Source organism: Streptomyces sp. MS191 (genome assembly GCF_008042125.1).
Classification (GTDB): Bacteria; Actinomycetota; Actinomycetes; order Streptomycetales; family Streptomycetaceae; genus Streptomyces.
Genome location: NZ_RDBI01000040.1, coordinates 2,872,664 through 2,899,538, shown reverse-complemented (window position 1 = coordinate 2,899,538; position 26,875 = coordinate 2,872,664). Strand labels below are relative to the sequence as shown.

Annotated in this window: 25 protein-coding genes and 1 pseudogene; 11 read left to right on the top strand and 15 right to left on the bottom strand. The window is 73.4% G+C overall.

The features are described from left to right. The first annotated feature begins 341 nt into the window (after positions 1–341). Complete coding sequence (locus EAO71_RS20510; protein ID WP_147979032.1) at positions 342–836, top strand: inorganic diphosphatase; 495 nt, start codon at positions 342–344, stop codon at positions 834–836. A 122-nt stretch (positions 837–958) separates the two neighbouring features. After that, positions 959–2,599, top strand: coding sequence for a threonine/serine exporter family protein (locus tag EAO71_RS20505; RefSeq protein WP_147979031.1), 1,641 nt, complete (start codon positions 959–961; stop codon positions 2,597–2,599). Positions 2,600–2,813: 214 nt separating this feature from the next. Here EAO71_RS20505 and EAO71_RS20500 read toward each other — a convergent pair whose 3' ends face one another. Further along, the gene (locus EAO71_RS20500; RefSeq protein WP_147979030.1) at positions 2,814–3,509 is read right to left on the bottom strand and encodes a DedA family protein; all 696 of its coding nucleotides are present in this window, start codon (positions 3,507–3,509) and stop codon (positions 2,814–2,816) included. A 151-nt stretch (positions 3,510–3,660) separates the two neighbouring features. Between EAO71_RS20500 and EAO71_RS20495 the strand changes: the two genes are divergently transcribed. The 3 genes from EAO71_RS20495 (at position 3,661) to EAO71_RS20485 (ending at position 7,012) form a co-directional block, all read left to right on the top strand. After that, a complete protein-coding gene (locus EAO71_RS20495; RefSeq protein WP_147979029.1) occupies positions 3,661–4,029 on the top strand; it encodes a YbjQ family protein in 369 nt (122 codons plus the stop codon). Between the two features lie 232 nt (positions 4,030–4,261). Beyond that, a complete protein-coding gene (locus tag EAO71_RS20490; RefSeq protein WP_147979028.1) occupies positions 4,262–5,578 on the top strand; it encodes an ion channel protein in 1,317 nt (438 codons plus the stop codon). A 21-nt stretch (positions 5,579–5,599) separates the two neighbouring features. Next, entirely contained in the window at positions 5,600–7,012 is a 1,413-nt protein-coding gene (locus tag EAO71_RS20485; RefSeq protein ID WP_147979027.1) for a glutamate decarboxylase, read from the top strand. Between the two features lie 57 nt (positions 7,013–7,069). Here the strand turns inward: EAO71_RS20485 and EAO71_RS20480 are convergent, their stop codons facing one another. The 6 genes from EAO71_RS20480 to EAO71_RS20455 form a co-directional block, all read right to left on the bottom strand. Further along, positions 7,070–7,834, bottom strand: coding sequence for an ABC transporter permease (locus tag EAO71_RS20480; RefSeq protein WP_147979026.1), 765 nt, complete (start codon positions 7,832–7,834; stop codon positions 7,070–7,072). Beyond that, positions 7,831–8,769 (bottom strand): ATP-binding cassette domain-containing protein, encoded by a 939-nt coding sequence (locus tag EAO71_RS20475; protein WP_147979025.1) that lies wholly within the window; start codon positions 8,767–8,769, stop codon positions 7,831–7,833. The genes EAO71_RS20480 and EAO71_RS20475 overlap by 4 nt, the downstream gene beginning before the upstream one ends. Positions 8,770–8,880: 111 nt before the next feature. After that, complete coding sequence (locus tag EAO71_RS20470; protein WP_147979024.1) at positions 8,881–9,531, bottom strand: PadR family transcriptional regulator; 651 nt, start codon at positions 9,529–9,531, stop codon at positions 8,881–8,883. A gap of 42 nt (positions 9,532–9,573) precedes the next feature. Continuing rightward, positions 9,574–10,113, bottom strand: a complete 540-nt coding sequence (locus tag EAO71_RS20465; RefSeq protein ID WP_147979023.1) for a DinB family protein — start codon at positions 10,111–10,113, stop codon at positions 9,574–9,576. A 210-nt stretch (positions 10,114–10,323) separates the two neighbouring features. Next, positions 10,324–11,781 carry an aldehyde dehydrogenase family protein gene (locus tag EAO71_RS20460; protein ID WP_147979022.1) on the bottom strand — a complete coding sequence of 486 codons (1,458 nt, stop codon included), beginning with the start codon at positions 11,779–11,781 and terminating at the stop codon, positions 10,324–10,326. 76 nt (positions 11,782–11,857) lie between these two features. Next, positions 11,858–12,691, bottom strand: a complete 834-nt coding sequence (locus EAO71_RS20455) for a helix-turn-helix domain-containing protein (protein WP_147979418.1) — start codon at positions 12,689–12,691, stop codon at positions 11,858–11,860. A gap of 369 nt (positions 12,692–13,060) precedes the next feature. Between EAO71_RS20455 and EAO71_RS20450 the strand changes: the two genes are divergently transcribed. Next, complete coding sequence (locus EAO71_RS20450; RefSeq protein WP_187282719.1) at positions 13,061–13,558, top strand: ATP-binding protein; 498 nt, start codon at positions 13,061–13,063, stop codon at positions 13,556–13,558. 151 nt (positions 13,559–13,709) lie between these two features. Here EAO71_RS20450 and EAO71_RS20445 read toward each other — a convergent pair whose 3' ends face one another. The 7 genes and pseudogenes from EAO71_RS20445 to EAO71_RS38975 form a co-directional block, all read right to left on the bottom strand. Next, positions 13,710–13,952, bottom strand: a complete 243-nt coding sequence (locus EAO71_RS20445; protein ID WP_147979020.1) for a DUF397 domain-containing protein — start codon at positions 13,950–13,952, stop codon at positions 13,710–13,712. A gap of 164 nt (positions 13,953–14,116) precedes the next feature. Continuing rightward, positions 14,117–14,191, bottom strand: a pseudogene (locus EAO71_RS39695) (hypothetical protein); the annotation flags it as partial. Between the two features lie 211 nt (positions 14,192–14,402). Next, entirely contained in the window at positions 14,403–14,654 is a 252-nt protein-coding gene (locus tag EAO71_RS20435) for a type B 50S ribosomal protein L31 (RefSeq protein ID WP_147979019.1), read from the bottom strand. 3 nt (positions 14,655–14,657) lie between these two features. Then, positions 14,658–14,822 (bottom strand): 50S ribosomal protein L33, encoded by a 165-nt coding sequence (gene rpmG, locus EAO71_RS20430; RefSeq protein WP_147979018.1) that lies wholly within the window; start codon positions 14,820–14,822, stop codon positions 14,658–14,660. Positions 14,823–15,074: 252 nt separating this feature from the next. Further along, positions 15,075–16,979: an FUSC family protein gene (locus EAO71_RS20425; RefSeq protein ID WP_261992206.1), complete on the bottom strand. Its 1,905-nt coding sequence runs from the start codon at positions 16,977–16,979 to the stop codon at positions 15,075–15,077. 84 nt (positions 16,980–17,063) lie between these two features. Then, complete coding sequence (locus EAO71_RS20415) at positions 17,064–18,350, bottom strand: DUF2786 domain-containing protein (RefSeq protein WP_261992205.1); 1,287 nt, start codon at positions 18,348–18,350, stop codon at positions 17,064–17,066. Continuing rightward, a complete protein-coding gene (locus tag EAO71_RS38975; RefSeq protein WP_261992204.1) occupies positions 18,329–18,481 on the bottom strand; it encodes a hypothetical protein in 153 nt (50 codons plus the stop codon). The genes EAO71_RS20415 and EAO71_RS38975 overlap by 22 nt, the downstream gene beginning before the upstream one ends. Positions 18,482–18,870: 389 nt before the next feature. On the opposite strand from EAO71_RS38975, the gene EAO71_RS20405 reads away from it, so the two are divergent. Beyond that, positions 18,871–19,656, top strand: coding sequence for an ABC transporter ATP-binding protein (locus tag EAO71_RS20405; RefSeq protein ID WP_147979016.1), 786 nt, complete (start codon positions 18,871–18,873; stop codon positions 19,654–19,656). Beyond that, positions 19,650–21,755 carry an FtsX-like permease family protein gene (locus EAO71_RS20400; protein ID WP_147979015.1) on the top strand — a complete coding sequence of 702 codons (2,106 nt, stop codon included), beginning with the start codon at positions 19,650–19,652 and terminating at the stop codon, positions 21,753–21,755. The genes EAO71_RS20405 and EAO71_RS20400 overlap by 7 nt, the downstream gene beginning before the upstream one ends. 221 nt (positions 21,756–21,976) lie before the next feature. Here EAO71_RS20400 and EAO71_RS20395 read toward each other — a convergent pair whose 3' ends face one another. Then, entirely contained in the window at positions 21,977–22,894 is a 918-nt protein-coding gene (locus tag EAO71_RS20395; RefSeq protein WP_147979014.1) for an NADP-dependent oxidoreductase, read from the bottom strand. 219 nt (positions 22,895–23,113) lie between these two features. Between EAO71_RS20395 and EAO71_RS39690 the strand changes: the two genes are divergently transcribed. From EAO71_RS39690 to EAO71_RS20380, 3 genes are all read left to right on the top strand, one after another. Continuing rightward, positions 23,114–24,382 (top strand): LuxR C-terminal-related transcriptional regulator, encoded by a 1,269-nt coding sequence (locus EAO71_RS39690; RefSeq protein WP_147979013.1) that lies wholly within the window; start codon positions 23,114–23,116, stop codon positions 24,380–24,382. Between the two features lie 176 nt (positions 24,383–24,558). Further along, the gene (locus EAO71_RS20385; protein WP_147979012.1) at positions 24,559–26,262 is read left to right on the top strand and encodes a bifunctional 3'-5' exonuclease/DNA polymerase; all 1,704 of its coding nucleotides are present in this window, start codon (positions 24,559–24,561) and stop codon (positions 26,260–26,262) included. Between the two features lie 143 nt (positions 26,263–26,405). Further along, positions 26,406–26,801 (top strand): DUF6479 family protein, encoded by a 396-nt coding sequence (locus EAO71_RS20380; protein ID WP_147979417.1) that lies wholly within the window; start codon positions 26,406–26,408, stop codon positions 26,799–26,801. The last annotated feature ends 74 nt before the right edge of the window (positions 26,802–26,875 follow it).

The window sequence follows — 26,875 nt, the reverse complement described above, 5'->3', positions numbered from 1 at the left end:
TGGCAGCTCACGGCGTGCTCTGCCGTACTCGGTCTGGCACTGGCCGCCGGAGCGGTGACCGGCGCCGGCGTTCGCGCGTGATGTGCGCCACCTGTCCCCTCGGTGGCGGCTGCGCGGGCCCGCTCGGCCTTACGCTGACCCGTGTCCCATGGGCCGGCGGCGGTCACCGCTCCGGCGGCCAGTGCCAGACCGAGTACGGCAGAGCACGCCGTGAGCTGCCACAGCCTCGGCTCCGGCATTGCTGACCAGCCCCTTTCGCGATCACACACAGGCGTGAGGGACACTTAATCACTGCGCGTTGCCGCAGGCATTCACATGTGTTGATTCAGGAGGAGCCACCCGTGGAGTTCGACGTCACCATCGAGATCCCGAAGGGGTCGCGGAACAAGTACGAGGTCGACCACGAGACGGGTCGCATCCGTCTGGACCGCCGTCTGTTCACCTCGACCAGCTACCCGGCCGACTACGGCTTCGTCGAGAACACCCTGGGCGAGGACGGCGACCCGCTGGACGCGCTGGTCATCCTCGACGAGCCGACGTTCCCGGGTTGCCTGATCAAGTGCCGCGCGATCGGCATGTTCCGGATGACGGACGAGGCCGGCGGCGACGACAAGCTGCTGTGCGTCCCCGCGTCGGACCCGCGTGTGGAGCACCTGCGTGACATCCACCACGTCTCCGAGTTCGACCGCCTGGAGATCCAGCACTTCTTCGAGGTCTACAAGGACCTGGAGCCGGGCAAGTCGGTCGAGGGTGCGGACTGGGTCGGTCGCGCCGAGGCCGAGGCCGAGATCGAGGCTTCCTACAAGCGCCTGCAGGCGCAGGGCGGCTCCCACTGATCGGGACGTTCCGGTAGGCGTACAGCTGTGACGCGACGGGCGGCACACCTCTCGGGGTGTGCCGCCCGTCGCGCGTTCATACTGGTTCCGGCCGTGTGTGCCGCGGAGTGAGGGCGAGAACAGTGGCGGAGCCGGAGGGCCCCGAGGACCGCAAGCCGCAGTCGGACGAGGCGCGCAGCGCTTTCACCCCGCCCGCCGGGGTCGAGCAGCCTGTGCCGCCGGAGGAGGAGCATCCGACCTCCGAGTTCGCCGTGCCCAAGGGCTTCCATCCGGAGCCGGCGGCGGAGCCCGAGGGGTCGGCGTTCGCCACGCCGTCGACGTATTCCGTGAAGCAGGCGCCGGCGGCGTTCACGCCGGCGCACGGCATCCCGCTGGCGAAGCTGCCGGTGGACGCGCCGTGGCAGGACCGGATGCGGACGATGCTGCGGCTGCCGGTGAGCGAGCGTCCGGTGCCGGAGGCGCGCAAGGAGGACGAGTCCGGGCCGGCCGTGGGGCGTGTCCTGGACCTGACCCTGCGTATCGGGGAGCTGCTGCTGGCGGGCGGCGAGGCCGCGGAGGACGTCGAGGCGGCGATGTTCGCGATCTGCCGCTCGTACGGGCTCGACCGGTGCGAGCCGACGGTGACGTTCACGCTGCTGTCGATCACGCACCAGCCGTCGCTGGTGGACGATCCGATCACGGCGAACCGGACGGTGCGGCGGCGGGGCACGGACTACACGCGGCTGGCGGCGGTCTACCAGCTGCTCGCCGACATCAACGCGGAGGCGCACGAGGTCACGCCGGAGGAGGCGTACCGGCGGCTGGCGGACATCCGGCGCAACCGGCACCCGTATCCGGGCTGGGTGCAGACGGCGGCGGCGGGCGTGCTGGCGGGTGCGGCCTCGGTGCTGCTGGGCGGTGACACGACGGTGTTCTTCGTGGCGGCGCTGGGCGCGGTGCTGGGCGACCGGCTGGCGTGGCTGTGCGCGGGGCGCGGGCTGCCGGAGTTCTACCAGTTCCTGGTGGCGGCGATGCCGCCGGCCGCGATGGGGGTGCTGCTGACGCTGCTGCACACGGATCTGAGGCCGTCGGCGGTCATCACGGGTGGCCTGTTCGCGCTGATTCCGGGGCGGGCCCTGGTGGCGGCGGTGCAGGACGGTCTGACCGGCTTCTACATCACGGCCTCGGCCCGGTTGCTGGAGGTCGGGTACTTCTTCGTGGCGATCGTGGTGGGCGTGCTGTCGGTGCTGTACCTGGCGGTGCAGTTCGACGCGCAGCTCAATCCGGAGGGCGCGCTGAGCGCGGTCGAGCGGCCGGCGATTCAGATCGTGGCGGCGATGGTGCTGTGCGCGACCTTCGCGATCCTGTTGCAGCAGTCGCGCGAGACGGTGGTGTTCGCGACGCTGAACGGCGGGGTGGCCTGGGTCGTGTACGCGTCGATCGCGGTGACCGCGGACGGTTCGGCGGTGATGGCGACGGCGGTGGCGGCGGGTCTGGTGGGTCTGTTCGGGCAGCTGATCGCCCGCTACCACCACACGTCGTCGCTGCCGTACGTGACGGCGGCGATCGGGCCGCTGCTGCCGGGTTCGGCGACCTACTTCGGGGTGCTGGCGATCGCGCAGAACAACCTGGACCAGGGCTTCGCCTCGCTGGCCAAGGCGGCGGCCCTGGCGCTGGCGATCGCCATCGGGGTGAACCTCGGAAGCGAGCTGGCCCGGCTGTTCATGCAGGCCCCGCGCGCGGCGGCGGCTCGCCGGGCGGCGAAGCGGACGAGGGGCTTCTAGAGCCTGTCTAGGCCCTGTCGAGGCACTTCGAGCGGGGCCCGGGGGGCCTTCGCGTCCGGGGCCGCCCGCGCGGACGTCCCGTACGGGCCCTGGCCACGCAGGCGTCCCGGACAGGCCCTGAACGCAGGCGTCCCGCTTGCTCGCAGGGTGCCTGCGGGCGAGCGGGACGCGGGGGCCGGCCCGGGGGTTCGACCGGGGTCCGGCGGGAGGGTTGTCAGCGCTTGGCGTGCCGGCCGCGCTCCGTGGAGGCCGGGGAGTCGCCCTGGTCGCCCTGGGCGCGGGCGGCCTTCTTGTTCTGCGAGCGGGCGCGGAGGAACTCGATCGCGATCGGGACGACCGAGATGAGGACGATCAGGATGAGGATCGCCTCGATGTGCTCGTGCACGAAGTCGATCTTGCCGAGGGAGGCGCCCAGGAGGGTGACCCCCACGCCCCAGAGCAGACCGCCGACGATGTTGAAGATGATGAACGAGCGGTAGTTCATCCGGCTCACACCGGCGATGATCGGCGTGAACGTGCGCACGATGGGCACGAAGCGGGCCAGGATCAGGGACTTCGGGCCGTGCTTCTCGAAGAACTCGTGCGCCTTCTCGACGTTCTCCTGCTTGAAGAGCCTGGAGTCGGGGCGCTTGAAGAGGGACGGGCCCACCTTGCGGCCGAAGAGGTAGCCGACCTGGTCACCGAGGATCGCGGCGAGCGCGACGAGGGTGCAGACCAGCCACAGCGGCGTGTCCAGCTTGCCGGTGGTGACCAGCAGACCGGTGGTGAAGAGCAGCGAGTCACCGGGCAGGAAGAACCCGATGAGCAGGCCGGACTCGGCGAAGACGATGACCAGGACACCGATCAGACCGAAGGTCTGGATCAGGTAGTCCGGGTCCAGCCAGCTCGGTCCGAGGGCAAGCGTGTTCACGGGTTCCGGGCTCCTGCTCGGTCGATGGGGGCGGGGGGTACGGCCGCCTCAAGGTATCAACGCATTCTTTCGGGTCCGGGTTCCACCGGCCCCCTCCAGGATGCGGCAGGACCCGGAGCGCCCGAGGCTGGGGGCCAGGAGGTGGATGCGCATGGGCATCGAGGATTACGGCGGCGGGCAGGGTCCGCAGTCCGATGTGCTGGTCGTCACGACCAACGACGTTCCCGGCTACCAGGTCCAACAGGTGATCGGCGAGGTCTTCGGGCTCACCGTGCGGTCCCGGCATCTGGGCAGCCAGATCGGCGCGGGGCTGAAGTCGATGATCGGCGGTGAGCTGAAGGGCCTGACGAAGACCCTGGTCGAGACCCGCAACCAGGCGATGGAACGGCTGGTGGAGCAGGCGCGGGCGCGCGGCGCGAACGCGGTGCTGATGTTCCGCTTCGACGTGACCGAGGCGGCGGACGTCGGCACGGAGGTCTGCGCCTACGGCACCGCGGCCGTGATCGCCCCCCGCGCCTGAGCCGCGGCCCGGGGCGCGGTCGCGGGACCGGCGCCGCGGTGCGGGCGGAGCCGGCGGCCGTGCTCCGGGCTCCGCCCCCGCCGCCGTCCGGCGGGGTGTGCCCGACAGGGCCTCCGGCCGCCGTGCCGCGTTCGCGCGGCCCGCGGTGCGGAGGTCTTCGGTCTGTCCGGGCGGCCTTCGAGGATCGAGTCGCTGACGCGACGTGAGTGGTGAGCCCGAATCTCGGGATGTTATGCGGCTTTTGCTCACATATGGTGAGCCGGTGGTCACCGATACCCCGTCGTCCGCACCGGCTCCCGTGCCCGCGGCCCCCCTACGGGTGCTGCTGCCGCAGATCCTGCCCGCCCTCGTGGTGGGCGTGGCCGCGAGTCTGCTGTTCCTGGGCATCAGCGTGGCGGCCGAGGAGTTCCAGGGCGTGCTCTGGAAGACGCTTCCGGACGCGCTCGGGATCGGCGGCTACTCCTCCCTCTGGATGATCGTCATGCTCACCGCCACCGGCATCGCGGTCGGGCTGGTCGTCTGGAGGATCTCCGGGCACGCCGGKCCCGACCCCGCCTCCACCGGACTCGGCGGCGCCCCCATGCCCCCGCGGGTGATCCCCGGCCTGCTGCTCGCCACGGCGCTCGCGCTGGCGGGCGGGGTGAGCCTGGGCCCGGAGAACCCGATCATCGCGGCCAACATCGCCCTCGCCTACTGGCTCGGCACCAGGGCCCGGCCCTCCCTGCCGAGCGCCCTGTGGGTCTCGCTCGCCTCCGCCGCCACCATCGGCGCCCTCTTCGGCACCCCCGTGGCGGCCGCCCTGGTCATCTCCGAGGCCCTCACCCACGCGCCCGGCCCCGGGTCGCTCTGGGACCGGCTCTTCGCCCCGCTGGTCGCCGCCGGGGCCGGGGCGATGACCACCACCCTCCTGGCGCACGCCAGCTTCGACCTGTCACTGCCCCCGCTGAGCGACCCGGGCTGGGACGACCTGCTCGCCGCGATGGTCATCGCCACCGCCGCGGCCGTCTTCGGCCTCCTCGCCTGCTACGCCTTCCCCTACGTCCACCGCGCCTTCCACCGGCTGCGGCACCCGATGCTGATGCTTCCGGTCGGCGGCTTCGTCCTCGGCCTGCTGGCGGCGCTCGGCGGGCACCTGACGCTCTTCAAGGGCCTGCAGGAGGTCAAGGAGCTCGCCGCGCACATCGGGGACTGGACGCCGGGTGAGCTGAGCCGGATGGCGGTGGTCAAGCTCGTCGCCCTGCTGGTCGCCGCGTCCTGCGGATTCGTCGGCGGCCGGATCTTCCCCGCCGTGTTCATCGGCGTCGCCTTCGGACTGCTCGCCCAGGCCCTCGTCCCGGCGATCGAACCGGCCGTCGCCGTCTCCTCCGGCGTGCTCGGCGTGCTCCTCGCCACCACCCGGCAGGGCTGGGTGAGCCTCTTCACCGCCGCCGTCCTCGTCGCCTCTCCCCCGGTGCTCGCCCTGCTCTGCCTGGCCTCGCTGCCCGCCTGGCTGGTCGTCACCGGCAGACCCCAGCTCGAACTGGACCAGTCCGGCGCATCCCTGCACTGACCCCCTCCGAAGGAGTCCCCCATGCCCCTGCACCAAGGCCCCGGCGACCCCAGGCCGGACGGTCGTCTCGCCGTCAACCCCTTCTACGGACTGGCCAACCCCGTCGGCGGCATGACCGACGCGCCCCCGCACCACCGTCTGCCCGACGGGCCCCTGCCGCCCATGAGCGCGTACCAGCTGGTCCACGACGAGCTGATGCTGGACGGCAACTCGCGGCTCAACCTCGCCACCTTCGTCACCACCTGGATGGAGCCGCAGGCCGGGGTGCTGATGGCGGAGTGCCGCGACAAGAACATGATCGACAAGGACGAGTACCCGCGCACCGCCGAGCTGGAGCGCCGGTGCGTGGCGATGCTGGCCGACCTCTGGAACGCCCCCGACCCGAACACCGCCGTCGGCTGTTCCACCACCGGCTCCAGCGAGGCGTGCATGCTCGCCGGCATGGCCCTCAAGCGCCGCTGGGCCCAGCGCAACGGCGACCGCTATCCCGCCCGCGCCCGGCCCAACCTGGTGATGGGCGTCAACGTCCAGGTCTGCTGGGAGAAGTTCTGCAACTTCTGGGAGGTCGAGGCCCGCCTCGTGCCCATGCAGGGCGACCGCTTCCACCTGGACGCCCAGTCCGCGGCGGACCTCTGCGACGAGAACACCATCGGTGTCGTCGCCGTGCTCGGTTCCACCTTCGACGGCTCCTACGAACCCGTCGCCGAGATCTGCGCCGCCCTCGACGCCCTCCAGGAACGGACCGGGCTCGACGTCCCCGTCCACGTGGACGGCGCCTCCGGAGCGATGATCGCCCCCTTCCTCGACGAGGACCTGGTCTGGGACTTCCGGCTGCCGCGGGTCTCCTCCATCAACACCTCCGGCCACAAGTACGGCCTGGTCTACCCGGGCGTCGGCTGGGCGCTGTGGCGCTCGCCCGCCGAGCTGCCCGAGGAACTGGTCTTCCGGGTCAACTACCTGGGCGGCGACATGCCCACCTTCGCCCTCAACTTCTCCCGGCCGGGCGCCCAGGTCGTCGCGCAGTACTACACGTTCCTGAGGCTCGGCCGGGAGGGCTACCGGGCCGTCCAGCAGACCAGCCGGGACATCGCCCGCGGGCTCGCCGAACGGATCGACGCGACGGGCGCCTTCCGGCTGCTGACCCGAGGCGACCAGCTGCCCGTCTTCGCCTTCACCACCGCCCCCGAGATCACGAACTTCGACGTCTTCGACGTCTCACGGCGGCTGCGCGAACACGGCTGGCTCGTCCCCGCCTACACCTTCCCGGCCGACCGGGAGGACCTCTCCGTCCTGCGCGTGGTCTGCCGCAACGGCTTCTCGGCCGACCTCGCGGCCCTCTTCGTCGACGATCTGAACCGGCTGCTCCCCGAACTGCGCGCCCAGCAGCACCCGATGAACCGCGACAGGTCGGCGGAGACCTCGTTCCACCACTGAGGCCGCGGGGACGGGCGCGCCGGCCGGCGCACCCGTCCGTCGGCCGCCCGGACGGGCTCAGCCGCTCAGGCGCCGGAACCTGCGGACCGCCAGCGGGAAGAAGACCGAGAACAGCACCACCGGCCACACCACCGCCGCCATCACGTGCCCCGGCTCCCCACCCGGGTTGCCGAAGAGGTCCCGGACCGCCGTCGCCGTCGCCGACATCGGGTTCCACTCCACGACGGTGGCCAGCCAGCCCGGCATGGACGCGGGGGAGGCGAAGGCGTTGGAGAGGAACCCGATCGGCCAGACCAGGATCTGCACGGCCTGGACCATCTCCGCCCGGCCCGCGACCATCGCGAGGAAGATCCCCATCCACAGCATCGCGAACCGCAGCAGAAGCAGCAGCCCCAAGGCGCCCACGAAGGCGCCGAATCCGCCGTGCGCGCGCCAGCCGATGGCGTAGCCGACCCCGGTCATCAGCAGCAGGCCGGCCGTCGACTGGAGCATGTCCGCGGCCGAACGGCCGACGAGGACCGCGCCGTCGGCCATCGGCATCGAGCGGAAGCGGTCGATCACGCCCTTGTTCAGGTCCTGGGTGACCGCCGTCATCGTGCCTTCGAGCCCGAAGACCATGGTCAGCGTGAGCATGCCGGGCACGAGGAAGTCGACGTACTCCCCCTCGACCCCGCGGCCGCCGCCGACGAGGTAGCCGAACATCAGCAGCATCATGACCGGGAAGGCCAGCCCGACCAGGACCTGCACCGGCTGCCGCGCCCAGTGGGCGAGTTCGCGCCGGGTCATGGTCCAGCAGTCGCTCACCACGTAGGCCGCGCTCATACGGCCACCTCCTTCGCGTCGGTCAGGTGGAGGAAGACCTCGTCCAGGGTGGGCCGCCGGACGGCGATGTCCTCCGCCTCGATCCCGGCCGTCTCCAGGGCCCGTACGGTCTCGGCCAGTGCGGCCATCCGGTCCCGCACCGGGGCGCTGATCCGCCGCCGGTCGCGGTCGACGGCCGGTTCCGCCGAGGGGAGCAGCGCCGCCGCCTCGTCCAGCCGCCGGGCGTCGCGCAGGACGACGTCGATCCGGTCGCCGCCGACGCGGGCCTTCAGCTCGTCGGCGGTGCCGTCGGCGACGACCCGCCCGCGGTCCACCAGCGAGATCCGGTCGGCGAGCTGGTCGGCCTCCTCCAGGTACTGCGTGGTCAGCAGGACGGTCGTGCCGCCGCCGACCAGGGAACGCACCGACTCCCACACCTCGTTGCGGCCGCGGGGGTCGAGTCCGGTGGTGGGTTCGTCGAGGAACAGCACGTCCGGCTCGGTGATCAGCGAGGCCGCGAGGTCGAGCCGGCGGCGCATGCCCCCGCTGTAGCGGCCGACCGGCCTGCGTCCGGTCTCCGTCAGCCCGAAGCGCTCCAGCAGCTCGTCGGCCCGGGCGCCCGCGCGCCGGGCGCCCAGGTGGTGGAGCCGGCCGAACATCTCCAGGTTCTGCCGGCCGCCGAGCTCCTCGTCCACGGCCGCGTGCTGGCCGAGCAGCCCGATCCGCCGCCGGACCTCGCCCGCCCGGGTGCGGACGTCGAGCCCGGCGACCCGGACCGTCCCCTCGTCGTGGCGGAGCAGCGTGGCGAGGATCCGCACCGCCGTGGTCTTGCCGGCCCCGTTGGGTCCGAGAACGCCGTGCACCGTGCCGCTCTCGACGACCAGGTCCAGGCCGTCGAGAGCCTGCTTGTCCCCGTACCGTTTGCGCGCGCCCTCGACGACGATCGCTTCAGTCATCCGTGGTCCTCCAGCCCGTCCCACTCGGTAATCAAATTTGACTACTCCATCAAGCTAACCCGTCGGACCCCATTAGTCAAACTTGAATAGCTATCGGGGCGCCCCTCCGGGTCAGGAGTCCGCGTCGCCCCCACCGTCGTCGCCACCCGTCGCGTACGGGTTCTCCTGCCCCTCCGCGAGCACGCCGACGAAGGGCTCCCCGCCCTCTCCGGCGAAGGAGTACGCGCCCGACTCGATCCGTTCGATCAGGCCGAGCGTCCACTCCTTGCCGGCGTCGGCCGAATGGACCCACAGGTGCATGATCTCGCCGATGTGACCCAGCTGCCCCGGGCCGCCCTCGGGGGTGTAGTACTCCGTGACGGTGGCGCGCCACCGCTCGAGCCCCTCGACCCGCCGCCGCAGCAGTTCCACGACCTCCGCCCGCGGGAGGTCGACGATGAAGCCGATCCCCGCCGACAGGACGTCCGTCTTCTGGTCGTGCGTGGCCAGCGCCTCGCGCAGCAGCGCGAAGTACTCCTCCGTGCCGCGCTCGGTCACCTCGTACTCGGTCCTGGGCGGGCCGCCGGCGGTGCTCGGCGCGATCTCGTGGGCGCGGAGCAGACCTTGCTTCTCCATCTGCTTGAGCGCGTGGTAGATCGAGCCGGGCTTGGCGTTGGACCACTCGTGCGCGCCCCAGAACTCCAGGTCGTTGCGGACCTGGTAGCCGTGGGCGCGGCCGTGCTGACGCACCGCGCCCAGGACAAGAAGCCGGATCGCCGACATCCCGCACACCTCCTAGTCAATTTTGACTAGGGTACGGGGGATTCAGCGCCCCTGCTCCAGCGCCACCAGTTCGAAGGAGGTCCTGCCGTCCAGGGACTCCCGGATGATGTCCGCGTGCCCGGCGTGCCGGGCGATCTCCTCGACCAGGTGCAGCATCAGCCAGCGCATCGAGACGGCGCCGTCCTTGGGGAACCAGGGGGCCGGCGGCAGCGGGAAGGTGTCGTCGAGGGCGGGCACGGCGAGGATGAACGCCTCGGTCTCCTTGGCCACGTCGTCCCAGAAGGCGAGCATGTCCGGGATCGACTCCCCCTCGACGAGCCGGAAGCTGTCCCCCCAGGTCTCCTGGGTGCGCTGGCGCTCGTTGGGGCGCTGCTGGGCCATCCGCAGCCAGTTGAGCTCCATCTCCGCCAGGTGCTTGACCAGCCCGGACAGGCTCAGCTCGCTGGCGCTGGGGCGCCCGGCGGCCTGCTCCTCGGTGAGCCCGAGGACCGAGCGGCGGACCGCCGCGCGCTGGGCCTCGACGAAGTTCAGGAGCGTGCCGCGCTCGTCGCCGGGAGCCGCCGCGGGAACGTGGGTGACCATGGGGGTCCGCCTCTCAGTGGTGTGCCGGGTGCACGGCCGGGGGGCCCTGCGCCTTCCCGACAACCCACACGCTACGGAGGCTTGCGGACAACTACGGTCCGCAACTCGTCGCAGGGAGGGACGACGGCGGGCGTGCGGCACGGACCCCGGACGCCCGGGACCACGGGGCCCGCGGCCGCCCCGGCCGGGCACGCCGACCGGGGCCGGGGCTCAGAACGGGAAGCGGCTGCGGCCGTGCTGGACCGAGATCCACTTCTGGGTCGTGAAGGCGTCGATCATCGAGTCGCCGTTCAGCCGCCCGATGCCCGAGTGCTTCTCCCCGCCGAAGGGGACGATCGGCTCGTCGTGCACCGTGCCGTCGTTGATGTGGATCATGCCGGTGTGGATGCGCTTGGCGATCCGCACACCCCGCTCGACGTCACCGGTGTGGACGGCGCCGCTCAGCCCGTAGGGCGTGTCGTTGGCGATGCGCACCGCCTCGTCCTCGCCGTCGAAGGGGACGATCAGCGCCACCGGGCCGAAGATCTCCTGGCTCAGTACGGGCGCGTCGGGCGCGATGCCGGTGAGGACGGAGGGGGAGACGAGATTGCCGTCCACCGAGCCGTGCAGGAGGGCCGTCGCGCCGTCCTCGACGGTCTGGTCGACGAGGGCCGAGACGGACTCGGCCTGCTGGGAGTTGATGAGCGGACCGATGTGCGTGGCCGGGTCGGCCGGGTCGCCGACGCGCAGGGTCGCGACCTTCGCCGTGAACTTCTCCGTGAACTCCTGCTCCAGGGTGCGGTCCACCAGGATGCGGTTGGCGGCCATGCACACCTGGCCCTGGTGGACGAAGCGGCTGAAGACCGCCGCGTCGACCGCGTAGTCGACGTCGGCGTCGTCCAGCACGATGAGGGCGCTGTTGCCGCCGAGTTCGAGGACGGCGTGCTTGAAGTGCTGCGCGCAGACCGTGGCGACGTGCCGGCCGACCTTGTCGGAGCCGGTGAAGGAGATGACCTTCGGCACCGGGTGGGTCAGCAGCGCGTCGCCGATCTCGGCGATGTCGGTCACGACCACGTTCAGCAGGCCGGCCGGCAGACCGGCGTCCTCCAGGACCTTCGCGACGAGCGTGCCGCCGCAGATCGGGGTGTTCTGGTGCGGCTTGAGGACGACGGCGTTGCCGAGGGCCAGCGCGGGGGCGACCGACTTCAGCGACAGCAGGAAGGGGAAGTTGAAGGGGGAGATGACACCCACGACGCCGACCGGAAGGCGGTAGACGCGGTTCTCCTTGCCGTCGACCGGCGAGGGCAGGATCCGGCCCTCGGGGCGCAGCGCCAGCTGGATCGCCTCGCGCAGGAACTCCTTGGCGAGGTGCAGTTCGAAGGCCGCCTTGAGGCGCGTGCCGCCGAGTTCGGCGACGATCGTCTCGGCGATCTCCTCCTCGCGCTCCTCGACGAGGCGCAGCGCGCGCTCGAAGACGAGGCGGCGGGAGTACGGGTTCGTCTCGGCCCATGCCGTCTGGGCCCGCTCGGCCGCCCGGTAGGCGCGGTCGACCTCTTCGGCGGTGGCGACGGTGATCGAGGCGAGCTTCTCCCCGGTGTACGGGTTGAAGTCGATGATGTCCCACGATCCGCTGCCGGGCTTCCACTCGCCGTCGATGTACTGGTGGGCCAGGTCGGTGAAGTAGGACATAGGACGAGACCCCTTAACCCGCGGTGGCGGACGTCGGCACGGACGTGAACTGATGTCACGTCATCGTACTTACGTATCAGGAGAGTTGAAGGAGTCCTCGGAGAAGATCACGGCTTTCCGCCGGATCGGGGCTGTCCTCCTGGAGGCGCTCCATCACCCGGGCGTACTGGCCGACCTCCTCGCGCTTGTCGAGGTAGAGGGCGCTGGTGAGCTGCTCCAGGTAGACGACGTCGGACAGGTCGGACTCCGGGAAGCTGAGCATGGTGAAGGCGCCGCTCTCGCCGGCGTGGCCGCCGAAGCTGAAGGGCATGACCTGCAGGGTGACCGAGGGGTGCTCCGAGACCTCGATGAGGTGCTTCAACTGGCCGCGCATGACCGAGCGGTCGCCGTAGGGCCGGCGCAGGGCGGCCTCGTCGAGGACGGCGTGGACGCGCGGGGCACGCTCGGAGACGAGGATCTTCTGGCGTTCGAGGCGCAGGGCGACGCGGCGGTCGATCTCGGCGCGGGAGGCGTCCGGCATGCCGCGGGTGACGACCGCCTGGGCGTACGCCTCCGTCTGCAACAGGCCGTGGACGAACTGGACTTCGTAGACGCGGATGAGCGAGGCGGCGCCTTCCAGACCGATGTAGGTCTGGAACCAGCCGGGCAGTACGTCGCCGAAACTGTGCCACCACCCGGCCACGTTGGCCTCGCGGGCGAGCCCGAGGAGCGAGTCGCGCTCGGCCTCGTCGCTGACCCCGTAGAGCGTGAGCAGGTCCTCGACGTCCCTGGCCTTGAAGCTCACCCTTCCCAACTCCATACGGCTGATCTTGGATTCGGAAGCACGGATCGAGTAGCCGGCCGCCTCACGGGTGATGCCACGCGATTCGCGCAACCGCCTCAGCTGCGAGCCCAGCAGGATGCGCCGCACGACACTCCCGCTCGTTCCGCTCGATTCGACTGCGGTCACGACTTGAGCCTCTCGTTCACGGTCTCGGGTCCCGGATTCTGCCACTAAACGCTTCAGCCCGTACACATTCGATTACGGAAAGAGGGCAAGTTCAGGGCGACTTCACGGACGAGGCGAAAGGAGGTGACAGAAGATATGCACAGAATCGGCGCGTGCCCGGACAGGTCCGGCGCGTGCACGTGCATCTGCCCTTGCATCCAGTGGGCGCATTCGGAACCATGGACCCCGCGCGGCTGCGGACTCGATCGTGATGCAGCGGTGCAGCACCCTTGGCAGCACCTCTAGCACCACGCCGTCGCACCACAGCCGCGATTCCCGGGAGTGCCTCGCATGGGGACGAATGGATCGACCATGCTCGAGCCGTTACGGCAGGGGCTTCCGCCGATCGATCCCACCGCCGTCTCCAACTCCGCCTCCTGCGCCCTGCCTCCCCGCTACGAAGCGGTACGCGGCGCACGGAAGTTCACGCAGTCGACGCTGACGAACTGGGATCTCACCGACCGCTTCGACGATGTCGCGCTGGTCGTCTCCGAGCTCGTCACCAACGCGCTGCGCCATGCGACGCCCGCCGACGCGCCTCAGGAGGAGGGCCAGAACCCGCCCGTCCGGCTGCACCTGATGCGGTGGACCGGACGGCTGGTGTGCGCGGTGCGCGACCCGAGCCACAAGAGCCCGGAGGCCCGCGCGGCCGAGGGCGACTGCGCGGCGGAGTCCGGGCGCGGGCTGTTCCTGGTCGACTCCTTCAGCGACAGCTGGGGATGGCACCCGCTGGCCGGGACCCTGCACGGCAAGGTGGTGTGGGCGCTGTTCCGGCTGGGGTCGGAGTAGTGGCGACCGCGCCACGATCGTGGGACACCGAGATCGACGGGGCCCCGGCGACCGCCGGGGCCCTTCGCGTGCCGTCCGGCCACCGAGCCCTCATGGGCGCGCACGGCGCGGGTGCCCGTGCAGCTTCGCGTGCGGGAAGTCGCCGCACACCTCAGACCAGGTGGTCGAACTCCCCGTCCTTGACCCCGAGCAGCAGCGCCTCTATCTCGGCGGGCGTGTAGACGAGGGCCGGCCCGTCGGGGTGGCGCGAATTGCGCATGGCCACGTTCCCGCCGGGAAGTTTGGCGAACTCCACGCAGGACCCCTGGGAGTTGCTGTGCCTGCTCTTCTGCCAGACGACACCCTCCAGCTCGGTGGCCGCCATGCCGTTGTACGCACGATGCGCCTGGTGCATTGGAAGCTCCCCGAGTTGCTTGATGCAGGTGTCAACTTCCTCGGATCATAGCTGTGTTCATATGCCAATGCATGAGCAGATGCACGTGCACGCGGGGTGGTGTGTTGACTACGCGACTCAGCGTGCCACCGCACTACCGGCGGGTACGGCGCGAGCGCTCCCTCTCTGGCGATCTTCACCGCCCGGGCGATACGCCGCTGCCGTGGCACACCCCCTCCGGTCACCCTACGACTCCCGATCTTGTCCCGGCCGGGGAGGACCCGCCGCGACGGGTCCGCGTTTCCGCGGTCGACGAGTCTCCGCAGCCGATGAAGAGGACGCCGTTCCGGCCCGGCGGGTTGGTTCGCGGCTCGGCGGATTCGCGCGGCCGCCGCCCCCGGGACGCCGGCCCAGGCGTCCCGGTCGCGGCGGGCGTCGGAGTGGAGCCTCCGACGAGGGCGGCGGAGGGCCTCAGGCGGCCTCGCGCCGCCCGTATCGCCGCTCGAAGCGCTCGACCCGGCCGGCGGCGTCGAGCACGCGCGCGGTGCCGGTGTGGAAGGGGTGGCTCGCCGACGAGATCTCGACGTCGACGACGGGAAGGGTGCGGTCGTCCCACTCGACGGTCCTGTCGCTGCCGAGCGTCGAGCGAGTGAGGAAGGCGGAGCCGGCGGCCTTGTCGCGGAAGACGACGGGGCCGTAGGCGGGGTGGATGGCGTGCTGCACGGGTCAGCGCTCCTCTCGGAAGTCGACGTGACGCCCGGCGACCGGGTCGTACTTGCGCAGGGACAGGCGGTCGGGGTCGTTCCGGCGGCTCTTGCGGGTCACGTAGGTGTAGCCGGTGCCGGCGGTGGACCGGAGTCTCACGATCGGGCGGAGTTCGTTGCTGGCCATGCCCTGTAGAGTAAATGAAAATGATTCCCATTGCCAACTACTTCGGAGAGAGGTGGGTCACCCTTGTCCGCCCCCTGCCCGCCGACCGGGGCGCGGCCCGGTTCCGGCCGCCGTGTCCCGCACAGCCACCGCGGGACACCCCCGACGGTTCGACCCCGGCATCCGGCGCCGTCGCCGCGGGGTCCCGCCGGGGCTGCCGCGCGGCCTCCGGCACGTCCGGCCGACGCGCGGCGCCGGTGCGGGGCCCGGATCTCACGCCGACTGCGGGTTCTGTGGCTCCAGGGCCTCCGACAGCTCGTCCAGTGCCTCCAGGAGCATCCGCGCCCCCGTCCGTAGCAGCGGGTCCGGCGGGGCGTCCCAGGTCGCGACCGTCTCCCGCAGGTCCTCCCAGTCGGGCTCGCCGCGCTCCCGGACCGCCTTCCCGCCCCGCTCCGTCGCCCGGCGCAGCGCCTCGGACAGCGTCGCGGCTCCGGGTACGGGCGGGGCACCGCGCTCCGGCAGGTGCGCCTCCATCAGCATCGCGATCCGGCCGAACTGGGCCAGGGCGTGGTCGGCGTCCTCCGTCGCCGCGTGCGACAGGCCGCGGTGGCGCACCGGCTCGTGCGCCGCCCGCACCAGCGCCTCCTGCCAGGCGATCCGGGCGGTCCGGGTGGCCAGCAGCGCCTCGCGGACGTCGGGGCAGACGCTGCCCGCCGGGTCGGCGTAGTGGGCGACGACGGTGGCGGCGTACCTGCCTTCCGTCACCAGCCAGTCGGCGAGCCGGCCCCGCAGCCGGGGCGTCTCCCAGGCCGGATAGAGGGCGTAGCCGAGCATCGCGAGGACACCCCCGAGGAGCGTCAGGGTCACCCGCTCGCGGACGGTCTGCGCCCACTCCGAGCCGCCCATGCCGAGCAGGAAGACGACGTACGCGGAGACGCAGATCTGCGAGACGACGTACCCGGTGCGCAGCAGCAGGTACATCCCGAAGGCGCAGCCGACGGCGAGCGCGGCGGAGAACCACATGCCGGGATGCGCGCCCTGGACGACGGCCGTGGCCAGGGCGACGCCGACCAGGGTTCCGCCGAACCGGGCGACGGAACGCGCGTACGTCTGCGTGAAGTCGGGGCGCATGACCATCACGGAGGCCATCGGCGCCCAGTAGCCGTGGCCGAGCGGCAGGGCGGAGCCCAGGACGTAGCCGACGGCGGTGACGACCGAGACGCGGATCGCGTGGCGCAGGATCGGGGAGTCCCGGCGCAGCTCGGCGCGCATCGCGGCCAGGACGCTCGGGGCCAGCGCCAGGAGGCCGGGGCGGGCGCGGGCCGCGGCGGCCGTCTCGGTGCTGGGCTCCGAGGTCTCCACGACGTCCTCGAGCAGGGCGGCGAGCCGCGCGGCGGCCCGGCGCGGCGGGCCGTGCAGGATCCCGTGGGTGTCGGGGGTGCGGAGGGCGGCGACGGCGGGTGGCGGCAGCTCGACCGGCTCACCGTGGCGGATCGCGTGCGCCGCGGCGTCCAGGATCGCGCCCGCCGCGCCGAGCAGCTCGCGGACCCGGTCGCGTTCCGGGCCCTCGGCGGGGACCCCGACGGCCGGGTCGGCGAGGGAGGCGAGCACCGGGCGGATGCGTTCGGCCAGACCCCGCGCCCCGTGCAGCTCCGCGGGGCGGCGGCGGGCCTGGCGCGGGGTGACGGCCGCGGCGCTGCGGGCGGTCATGAGCGGGACGGGGTCGAAGGGCGCGGTCGGGTCCTGCCGCAACCGCCGGGCGTAGTCCGCCTCGTCGGCGAGCGCGTCGGCGAGCGCGTCGCGGTGGGCGCCCCAGCGGCGGACCGGCAGGAGGACGACGAGCGCGGCCTGGACGAGACCACCGACGGCGATCATGGCGGCGTGCCCCGCCGCCTGGGCGACGGAGGTGGGGAGCGTGACCGTGACCAGCATGATCGCGACGTTGGAGGAGGCGATGATGCCGACCGTCGGGCCGGCCGCCCAGGCCAGCCCCGCCACGAAGGTCCACAGGACCAGCAGGCCCAGGAAGAGCCCCGGGTGCGCGCCGGCGCCGGTGAGGTAGCCGAGGAAGGTGGAGACGGCGAGGCTGGCGCCGGAGGCGAGGGCCAGGGTCGGACGGGGACGCCAGGAGCGCTGTTCCAGGCGGCCATCGCCACCTTCCAGCGCTCCTGGCGCCATCGCCACCTTCCAGCGCTCCTGGCGTCCCCGTCCGACCCTGGCCCTCGCCTCCGGCGCCAGCCTCGCCGTCTCCACCTTCCTCGGCTACCTCACCGGCGCCGGCGCGCACCCGGGGCTCTTCCTGGGCCTGCTGGTCCTGTGGACCTTCGTGGCGGGGCTGGCCTGGGCGGCCGGCCCGACGGTCGGCATCATCGCCTCCTCCAACGTCGCGATCATGCTGGTCACGGTCACGCTCCCCACCTCCGTCGCCCAGGCGGCGGGGCACGCCGCCATGATCGCCGTCGTGCCGTGGTCCCAGCCCGCCTCGTCCCAGGCCGCGCGGACCCGGGTCGTCCGGGTCTGCGGGAACATCTCGTCCGTCCGGGCCGTGACCGCGACCTCGCGCGAGGCGAGGGCGGGCAGCAGCGTCGGCGCCTCGGCCGCGACCCGCCGCGAGGTGCTCGCCAGCCGCGCGCCGAGCCGGTTCGCGTACGCGAGGAGGAACGACTGCCGGAAGGACTTCGTACGCTTGCGGCCCCCGGCCCGCTGCTCCGCCTCCGCCTTGGCCATCGCCGACATCCCCTGCACCAGCAGCGACGTGTACAGCAGCTCGACCGGCCCCAGGTCAACCTCGAAGCCGACCACGGTCGAGAAGCCGTAGGTCTCGTTCCACACCGCCCGGCAGTGGTTCGCCGTCGCCACCGCGTCCAGCAGGATCGCCTTCGCCTGCTCGTACGGCGGCTCCACGCCGATCCGCACCGCCCCGGGCGTCTCCCCCGCCGGACCCTGGGCCCCCGCCGCCAGCGCCGCCTCGTCCAGGCTGTGGCGGGCCATCAGCTCCTGCGCCTTGGCCGTGAGGGCCTCGGCCTCCTCCGGGTAGCCCGTCGCCTCCGCCTTCGCGAGCAGGGCCCGGATGCGGGTCAGCATCCGGGGCTCGCCCGCCGCCGGCGGCGGCAGCAGCGCGTCGCCGGGCACGGGGCCCACCGGATCCAGGGACGGCAGCCTGATCAGCAGGCGGTACAGCTCCAGCACGGCCGTCGCGTACGAGAAGCGGTCCGCCCGCCACGCGCGTGTGTCCAGCTCCTCGATCTGCGCCGCCCACCGCGCCGGCAGCCGCTCGTACCTGGCGGTCTCCGCCGCGATCAGCGCCCCGAGCAGCCGGACGTGCTCCTCCGCCAGGTCGCGCCGGGCCAGCCGGACCACGTCGGCGGGCTGCCAGCCCCGCTCCCAGGCCCGGCGGACGAACTCCGCACCGCGCCGCGACAGTTCCGCGTCCGCGGCCGGGTCCGCGGCGAGCAGGGACGCGGCCGAGTCCAGCGCGGCGACCTCGTCCGTGTACAGCGCCGTCCGGAAGGCGTTCTCGACCGTGCTCACGACTGCTGGGCGTCCCATTCCGCTCGGGCCCGCCCGATCACCGCGCGGTGGTCGGGCGACCGGTCGATCAGCTGCTGGATCAGGTGCGTCGTGCCGCGCCCGGTCTCCGTCCGGGTGACCTCCACCCGGGACGGGATCGTGGAACGCACGGTCCGCCTCTCGCCGAACCGTTCCCGCACGTCCCGCGCCGCGCGGCCCTCCGCGCACGAGACAACCGGCGCGTCGGCCGGCTCCGTGTGCCCCACTGACACGAACGTGCCCCCTTCCGAGATCCCTGGCTCCCCACCATGCTGGCAGGCATCACCCCCACCGGCGAAAACAGCGCGAGACTCCGCTCGCGACCGGGGCCTCCGCCGGACCGAGCCGGAAGCGCGCGACCCGCTCGACGCGCGGAGGCGATGCGGAAGGGCGGCGGGGCCGGGCGTGCGGCCGGTGCGGCGGAAGGTGCGCCGCCACCCGCGGGGTATGCCTGGCCCCACCCCCCGCACGCCCCCCAGACGTCGTGACCGGCCAGGGGCGGAAACGGTTCGCTTGAGCCATGACCTCAAGCGCCGTACGGCTCACCGCCGTCCACCGCCACCACCGCGACGTCCGCGCCCTCGACGGCGTCGACCTCGACCTGCGGGCGGGCTCCTTCACCGCCGTGATGGGGCCCTCCGGCTCGGGCAAGTCCACCCTGCTGCAGTGCGCCGCCGGGCTCGACCGGCCCACCAGCGGGACGGTCGAGGTGGCCGGGACCAGCCTGGCGGGCCTGAGTGAGCGGCGCCTGACCCTGCTGCGCCGGGACCGGATCGGCTTCGTCTTCCAGTCGTTCAACCTGCTGCCCTCCCTGACGGCCGCCCAGAACGTGGCCCTCCCGGTGCGGCTCGCGGGGCGCCGCCCGTCCCGTACCGAGGTGCGCGAGGCGCTCGGCCGGGTCGGGCTCACCGGGCGGGAGGGGCACCGGCCCGGCGAGCTGTCCGGCGGCCAGCAGCAACGGGTCGCGATCGCACGGGCGTTGATCACCCGGCCGGCCGTCCTCTTCGCCGACGAACCGACCGGCGCCCTGGACTCGACGACGAGCCGGGAGGTCCTCGGCATGCTGCGGGAACTGGTCGACCGGGAGGGGCAGACGATCGTCATGGTCACCCACGACCCGGTCGCCGGGGCGCGGGCGGACCGGGTGGTCCTCCTGGTCGACGGACGGGTGGCGGGCGAGCTGCCCGAACCCACCGTCGCGGGCGTCGCGGCCAGGATGGCGGGCCTGGAGACGGCCGGCACCGTCGGGTCGGCGCGGACCCGGGCGGCGCGGGGGACGACGCCGACGGGGGCCGGCGCGTGCTGACCGTCCTCCTCACCGGACTTCGCGCCCGCTGGGCCGCCTTCCTCGGCAGCTTCGTCGCCCTCGCCCTCGGCGCCGGGCTCCTCGCCGTGATGGGCCTCGGCCTGTCCGCCACCTTCCACGCCCCCGAGCGGGCACCGCTGCGCTTCGCGTCCGCGCCGGTCGTCGTGAAGGGCCACGACACCCTCACCGTCGAGGTGCGGCGCGGCCCGACGACGGCCCCCGCCGCCCGGAAGCTCGACCGTCCACAGCCTGTGGATATCGAACTGCTGCGTGAACTCCGGGCCCGCTGGACCGTGACCGCCGCGGGGGGTCCCGACGCCGTCGGCGTCGACGGCCCCGCGGACCGGGTGCGCGCGCTCGTCGGCGACCGGGCACAGGTCCTCACCGGCGGCGACCGACGCCGCGCCGACCCCGAGCCCGAACAAGACGCCGAGGCCCTCGTCGCCCTCAACTCCCTGCTCGGCACCGCGGGCGGAGTCACCGCCTTCGTCTCCGTCTTCGTCGTCGCCTCCACCTTCGCCTTCGCCGTGGCCCTGCGACGGCGCGAGTTCGGGCTGCTGCGCACGGCCGGCGCCACGCCCGGTCAGGTGCGGCGCATGCTGCTCGCCGAGGCCGCGGCCGTCGGCGTCCTCGCCTCGGCCGCCGGCTGCGCGCTCGGCGTCCTGGCCGCCCCCTGGCTGGCGCGGACCCTCGTCGACGGGGACCTGGCCCCCGACTGGTTCACGATCCGCGCCACCGTCCACTGGCCCCTGTACACCGCCTTCGCGACAGGAGTGGGCGTCGCGCTCGCGGGCGCCTTCGCCGCCTCCCGGCGGGCCGGACGCGTCGGGCCCACGGCCGCGTTGCGCGAGGCGGACGTCGACACCGACGTCCTGCCGCTCGGCCGGGCGGTGCTCGGCACGGGCCTGCTCCTGGCGGGACTCGGCCTCCTCGTATGGACCTGCGTCGGCGAACCGTCCGAACTGCTCAAGCGCAAGACGTACATGACCCGGTCGATGCTGCTGATCGGCGGCGCCGCCCTGCTGTCCCCGCTGCTCGTCCGGCCGGCGGCCCGCCTGCTGCGGCTGCCGGGGGCGACGGCGATGCTCGTACGGGAGAACAGCGCGGCGGCCGTGCGCCGCACCGCCGCGATCGCCGCACCCGTGCTCGTCACGGTCGCGCTCGCCGGGTCGCTGCTCGGCTCGGCGACGAGCGTGACGCGGGCCAGGGCGGCGGAGGCACGCGAGCAGACGTCCGCGCCGTACGTGGTGACCGGCACCGACCTGAAGCCGGTCGCCGCCGCCCCCGGGGCCGCGGTCTCGGCGAGCGCGAGCACCTCCGTCTTCGTCAGGGACGGGGAGGAGGCGCTGGTGAAGTACGGGGCGCGGGCGGTGTCCGACCCGGCGGCCTTCGCGGACCTGGCGCGGCTGCCGGTGGTGGCCGGCGACCTCGCGGACCTCGACGACCGCTCGATCGTCGTCAACGAGGAGTGGGAGCGGCGGACGGTCGGCACGGAGGTCGCGGTCTGGCGGGCCGACGGGAGCGGCCCGGTACGGCTGCGGGTGGTGGCGGTCCTCGCGCTCGGCACCGGCGACAACGGGCCGTACGTGACCCGGGCGAACGCGCCGGGCGCGGTGGTCGACCGGATCGACGCCCGGGGCGTGACACCGCGGGCCCTCGCGGCGAGCGGCGGTACCGTCCGGACCGCCGACGCGTGGGCGGCGGCGACCCACCCGGTGACGAACCCGCGGATCCGGCTGGGAATGGTGCTGGTCCTGGGCATCGCCCTGGTCTACGCCCTGATCGCCCTGGCGAACACGCTGCTCATGGCCACCTCGGTACGGGGCGGGGAGCTGGCCTCCCTGCGACTGGCCGGCGCCACCCGGGCCCGGGTCCTGCGGGTGGTGGCGGGCGAGGCCGGGCTCGCCGTGGGGATCGGGACGGCCCTGGGCCTGGCGGTCACCGCGGTGAACCTGGGCGCCCTGGGCGCGGGGCTGGCCGCGCTCTCCGCGCCCGTGGCGCTGTCCGTCCCCTGGGCGGCGATCGGCGCGGCGGCCGGGGCGTGCGGGGCGGTCGCGACGGCGGCCGCGCTGCTCCCCGCGTGGCGGCTGACGCGCTGAGCCGCGATCGTGGGTGGACGGGGCGGTGACCGGGGTCGGAGCCGGGTCACCGCCCCGCCCCGTCGTACCGCCCCCGCGCCCGCCGCGGCGAACCGAGCCGTGGTGCGGTCCGTGCCGGGCCCTCGCGCGTCCGCCGGCCGACGCCGCCGTGGGCCCGCCGGCCGGAACGGCGGCCGGAGGCCCACCCCCGTGGGGCCCTCGGCCGCCGGGCACCGGGCCCCTCAGGGGCGCAGGACGAGCTTGCCGCGCACGTGGCCCGACTCGCTCAGCTCCTGGGCCCGGGCCGCCTCCTTCAGCGGGAAGGACTCGGCCACGGTGACCTGCAGCCGGCCCGCCACGACCAGCCCGGCCTGGGCCGTCAGGCCCGCGCGGACCACGTCCGGGGCCGCGGACAGACCCGAGAAGACGATGCCGTGCTCCGCCGCGTCCACCGCGGCGATCGTGACGATCCGCTCCTTCGCCCCGCCCATCAGCTCGATCGAGACCGGCAGCGTGTCGTGGCCCGCGGCGTCGAAGACCGCGTCGACCCCCTGCGGGGCCGCCGCCCGGACCCGGTCCGCCAGACCCTCCCCGTACGCCACCGGGACCGCGCCCAGCGACCTGAGCCAGGCGTGGTTCCGCTCGGACGCGGTGCCGATCACGGTCACCCCCGACGCCACCGCGAGCTGGACCGCCACCGATCCCACGGCGCCCGCGGCCCCGTGCAGGAGCAGGGTCTCGCCCGCCCGCACGCCCAGCAGGTCCAGCACCCGCTGCGCGGTCTCACCGGCCACCGGCAGGCTCGCGGCCTGCTCCCAGGACAGTTCGGCGGGCTTGGGCACGAAGAGATCGGCCAGGGCGTACTGCGCGTAGGCGCCGGTCTTCGTCCAGCCGAGCACCTCGTCGCCGACGGCGACCCCCGTCACCCCCTCACCGAGCGCGTCCACCGTGCCGGCGAACTCCAGCCCGGGAACGGCCGGGAAGGTGGTCGGGTAGAACTCCTCGACCCAGCCGTGACGGCGCTTGTGGTCCACCGGGTTGACCCCGACCGCGGCGACCGCGACCCGCACCTCGCCGGGGCCCGGCTCGGGCACGGCGACGCCGGTCTCGTGGCGCAGCACGTCCGCGCCGCCGAACTCCTCGTACACGATCGCTTCCATCTCGACCCCCTTCGTCCGGCGCTTCGTCCTCTCGGCGCCCGGATCCACGTGGGCCGCTCCCGTGCGGCCCTCGGTCCGCCTCCGTCCCGCTCACCGCGGGTCCGTCGGCATGTCCCCAGCGTGGCCTCGCCGGCCCGGCCGTCCGGCCCGCCGAACGGCCAGTCCTCCCTGACCGAAAGGACAGCCGCGGACAGGCGCCCGCTCAGTAGGCTCGACGGCATGGAACTGACCGCCACCGGTGCCACGGCCCAGGCGCTGACCGCCGCGTACGACGTCCTGCGGCGGCCGCTGGGGCAGGTCCTGCCCCGGGTCTCGGCCGTCCTCGCGCCGCTGATCCCGCACCGTTCCGCCGCCGAACTCTCCACGCACTGCGCCCACTCGCCCTTCAAGTCGGCCGGCGCGAGCACGCTCGTCACCGCCGCCGACCTGACCCCGCTGCTCGCCTCCGGGACGCCCGGGCGTCCCTGGCAGGGCACGGTCACGGCCGGCGGCACCGAGCTCCCGGTCGTCACCGTGACCAGCGACGCCACCCCGCGGGGCTCGGTCCTGGTCCTCGTGCGCGACGAGGGCGCCGCCCCCGCGGGCGAACCGGAGTTGGCGGTCGCGCAGGCCCTGTGGGACCTCGTGACCAGCCACTTCGACCGCTTCGCCGTGGAGGCCGTGCCGGGGGCGCTGGCCCGCTCGCGGGCCGCCGCGGACACCCGGGCACGGGTGACCGCCGAATTGACGACCTCTCACGCCGCCTCGCTGTCCGGGGTGTTGGGCGTCCTGCGGAGCCGGGCCCTGGACGACGCGACGGCCCGGGCGACCGCCACCGAACTGGCCGTCTCCGCGCTGGTCGAGATGCGGGCGGAGTCGACACGGGACCGTTCGGTGGCCGAGGAGCCGGCCCGCGAGGCCTTCGAACGCCTCGCGGACGGACTGCGGCCGATGCTGCGGCACAGCGCGGTCCGGCTGGAGCTCGGTCCGCCGGACACCACCCGTTCCCTGGCGGCGGACGTGGCACACGGCGCGCGGGCGATCCTGCGGGCGCTGCTGCTGATCGTCCTGGAGCAGGACACGGTGACGCGGGTCCACGTCGGCTGGCAGCTGACCGAGCACGAGCTGCGGGCCACGGTGCGGGACGACGGCGCGGGCATGCTCGACGCCTGCCCGCTGGGGGCGGGCAGCATCACCGACCGCCTGGAGGTCCTCGGCGGGCACCTGGAGACGGACGCGGTCGCCGGCTGGGGCACGACGATCACGGCGGCGATCCCCCTGGCCACTCCGGACACCCCGGTCACACCCGCGGACCATCCGCTGACCGGGCTCGGCGAGCGGGAGCTGGAGGTGCTGACCCATCTGGCCCTCGGCCACCGCAACCGGCAGATCGCCCAGGAGCTGCACATCAGCGAGTCCACGGTGAAGTTCCACGTCGCCAACATCCTGACGAAGCTGGGCGTCGGCTCCCGCGGCGAGGCGGCGGCCCTCTTCCACGCGGCGGCGTAGCGGGCGGGTGCGCGGCGGCACGCTGCCGCGCACCGGGACACCCACGGCCGCCCGGCTCCCGCAGCCCGCCCGGCAGCCCCGCCGCCGGCCGCGCGCCGAAAGCCCGCCCGGCCCGCCGCCCCCGTCCGTCGTGGCGCGGCGGGACGCTGTCAGTGGCGGGTGCCAGACTCGCACCCATGAGCGAGAGGTGGGCGCTGGCCACCGAGGCGGAGGGGGACGGAGCGCTGCTCGTCCCGCTCGGCCCCGACGGGCTGCCCGCCGGACCGGTCCTGCGCGCGCCCGACCTCGTGACGGCCGTCCGCTCCCGGCCCGACGTCGCCCGCTGGGTATGGCGCTCGACCGCCGAGGTCTATCCCCGGCTGCTCGCCGCCGGGGTGCGCGTCGAGCGGTGCTACGACATCGAGGACGCCGAGCAGCTCCTCCTGGGGCACGAGGGGCGCCTCGGGGAGCCGCGGTCGGCCGCCGCCGCCCTCGCGCGCCTGCGCAACGCTCCGGTACCGCCCGATCCGCCCCAGCGGGCCGCCGCCCCCGGATCGCAGGACTCGCTCTTCGAACCCGCGCCCGCCGCCGGGATCCCCTTCGAGGGCCTCCTGGAGGTCTACGCCGAGCAGCAGCGCCGCCACGACGGCACCGAACACCCGGGCAGGATGCGGCTGCTCACCGCGGCCGAGTCCGCGGGCATGCTGGTGGCCGCCGAGATGAACCGGGCGGGTCTGCCCTGGCGGGCCGACGTGCACCGCGAGGTGCTGCGCGGGCTGCTGGGCGAGCGCTACGCGGGCGGCGGGGAGCCCCGCAGACTGGCCGAGCTCGCCGACGAGGTGTCCGCCGCCTTCGGCCACCGGGTCCGCCCCGACCTGCCCGCCGACGTCGTCAAGGCCTTCGCGCGGGCCGGTATCCGCGTACGGTCCACCCGCCGCTGGGAGCTGGAGGAGATCGACCATCCCGCCGTCGCGCCGCTGATCGCCTACAAGAAGCTGTACCGGATCTGGACGGCCCACGGCTGGTCCTGGCTCCAGGACTGGGTGCACGACGGCCGCTTCCGCCCCGAGTACCTGCCCGGGGGCACGGTCAGCGGACGCTGGACCACCAACGGCGGCGGCGCCCTGCAGATCCCCAAGGTGATACGGCAGGCCGTCGTGGCGGACGAGGGCTGGCGGCTCGTCGTCGCCGACGCCGACCAGATGGAACCCCGGGTGCTGGCCGCGATCTCCCGCGACCCCGGCCTGATGGAGGTCGCCGGGCACCCGGACGACCTGTACACCCGGCTCTCCGACCGGGCGTTCTCCGGCGACCGCGAGCACGCCAAACTCGCCCTGCTCGGCGCGATCTACGGTCAGACCAGCGGCGACGGCCTGAAGAACCTGGCCGCGCTGCGCCGCCGCTTCCCCCGGGCCGTCGCCTACGTCGACGACGCGGCCAAGGCGGGCGAGGACGGCCGGCTCGTCCGGACCTGGCTCGGCCGGACCAGTCCGCGCGCGGCCGGCGCGGGCGAGGCGGAGGAGGCGGGCATCCCGCAGGAGGACACCGGCACGGGAGCCGGACGGGGCGACACGGAGGGCGAGTTCACGCCCGGGTACGCCTCCACCGACGCCCGCGCCCGTGGCCGGTTCACCCGGAACTTCGTGGTGCAGGGGAGCGCCGCGGACTGGGCCCTGCTGATGCTGGCCGCGCTCCGCCGCTCCCTCACCGGAATGCGGGCCGAGCTGGTCTTCTTCCAGCACGACGAGGTGATCGTGCACTGCCCGCGGGAGGAGGCGGAGGCGGTCACGGAGGCGATCGGCGCGGCCGGTGACGAGGCCGCGCGGATCGCCTTCGGCACCACACCGGTCCGTTTCCCGTTCACGACGGCGACCGTGGAGCGCTACTCCGACGCGAAGTAGGGGCGCCGCCGACCGCCTCGGCCACGGTCGCACCAGGTCACCGGCGCCCACCTCCCTGCCACGGCCGGGGCCGGGGCGGCCGTTTCCGACAAGTTCGGAAGCCCGAGCATCCATAACGACCCAAAACGGGGTAATCATGGATTATGAACGCTTTTCTCGCGGATTCCGCAGGGGGCGCGACGACACTGGCCGGCGTCTGGCAGTCAGGCCTGGCCCAGGTCCTCGGCGGTCTGATCATCGTCGCCGTACTGATCGGCGGGTTCTTCCTGGGCATGCGTGTCCGGGACAAGGAATCCCCGACACCCAAGCCGGAGGAGCACCCCCACCGCCCCGAGGGCGACGCGCTCCCCGGTGAGATGTCCGAGTACCGCCGGCCGGCGGAGATGCCGCAGACCGACGGCGAACACCGGCTCATGCCGTACCAGCTCAATCAATCGGGCAGCGAGACCTCGCCCGAACCACCGCCCGAGGAGAAGCGGAAGTGGGGCGGGATCTCCAGCGGAGGCTTCGGCAGCGGAGGCACGGGCCACGGCGACTGACCGCCGGGCACGCCGCACCCGACGGCGTGCGGGCCGGGCGGGGTGTCCGGCGCCCGCACGCCGTCGGGTGCGGC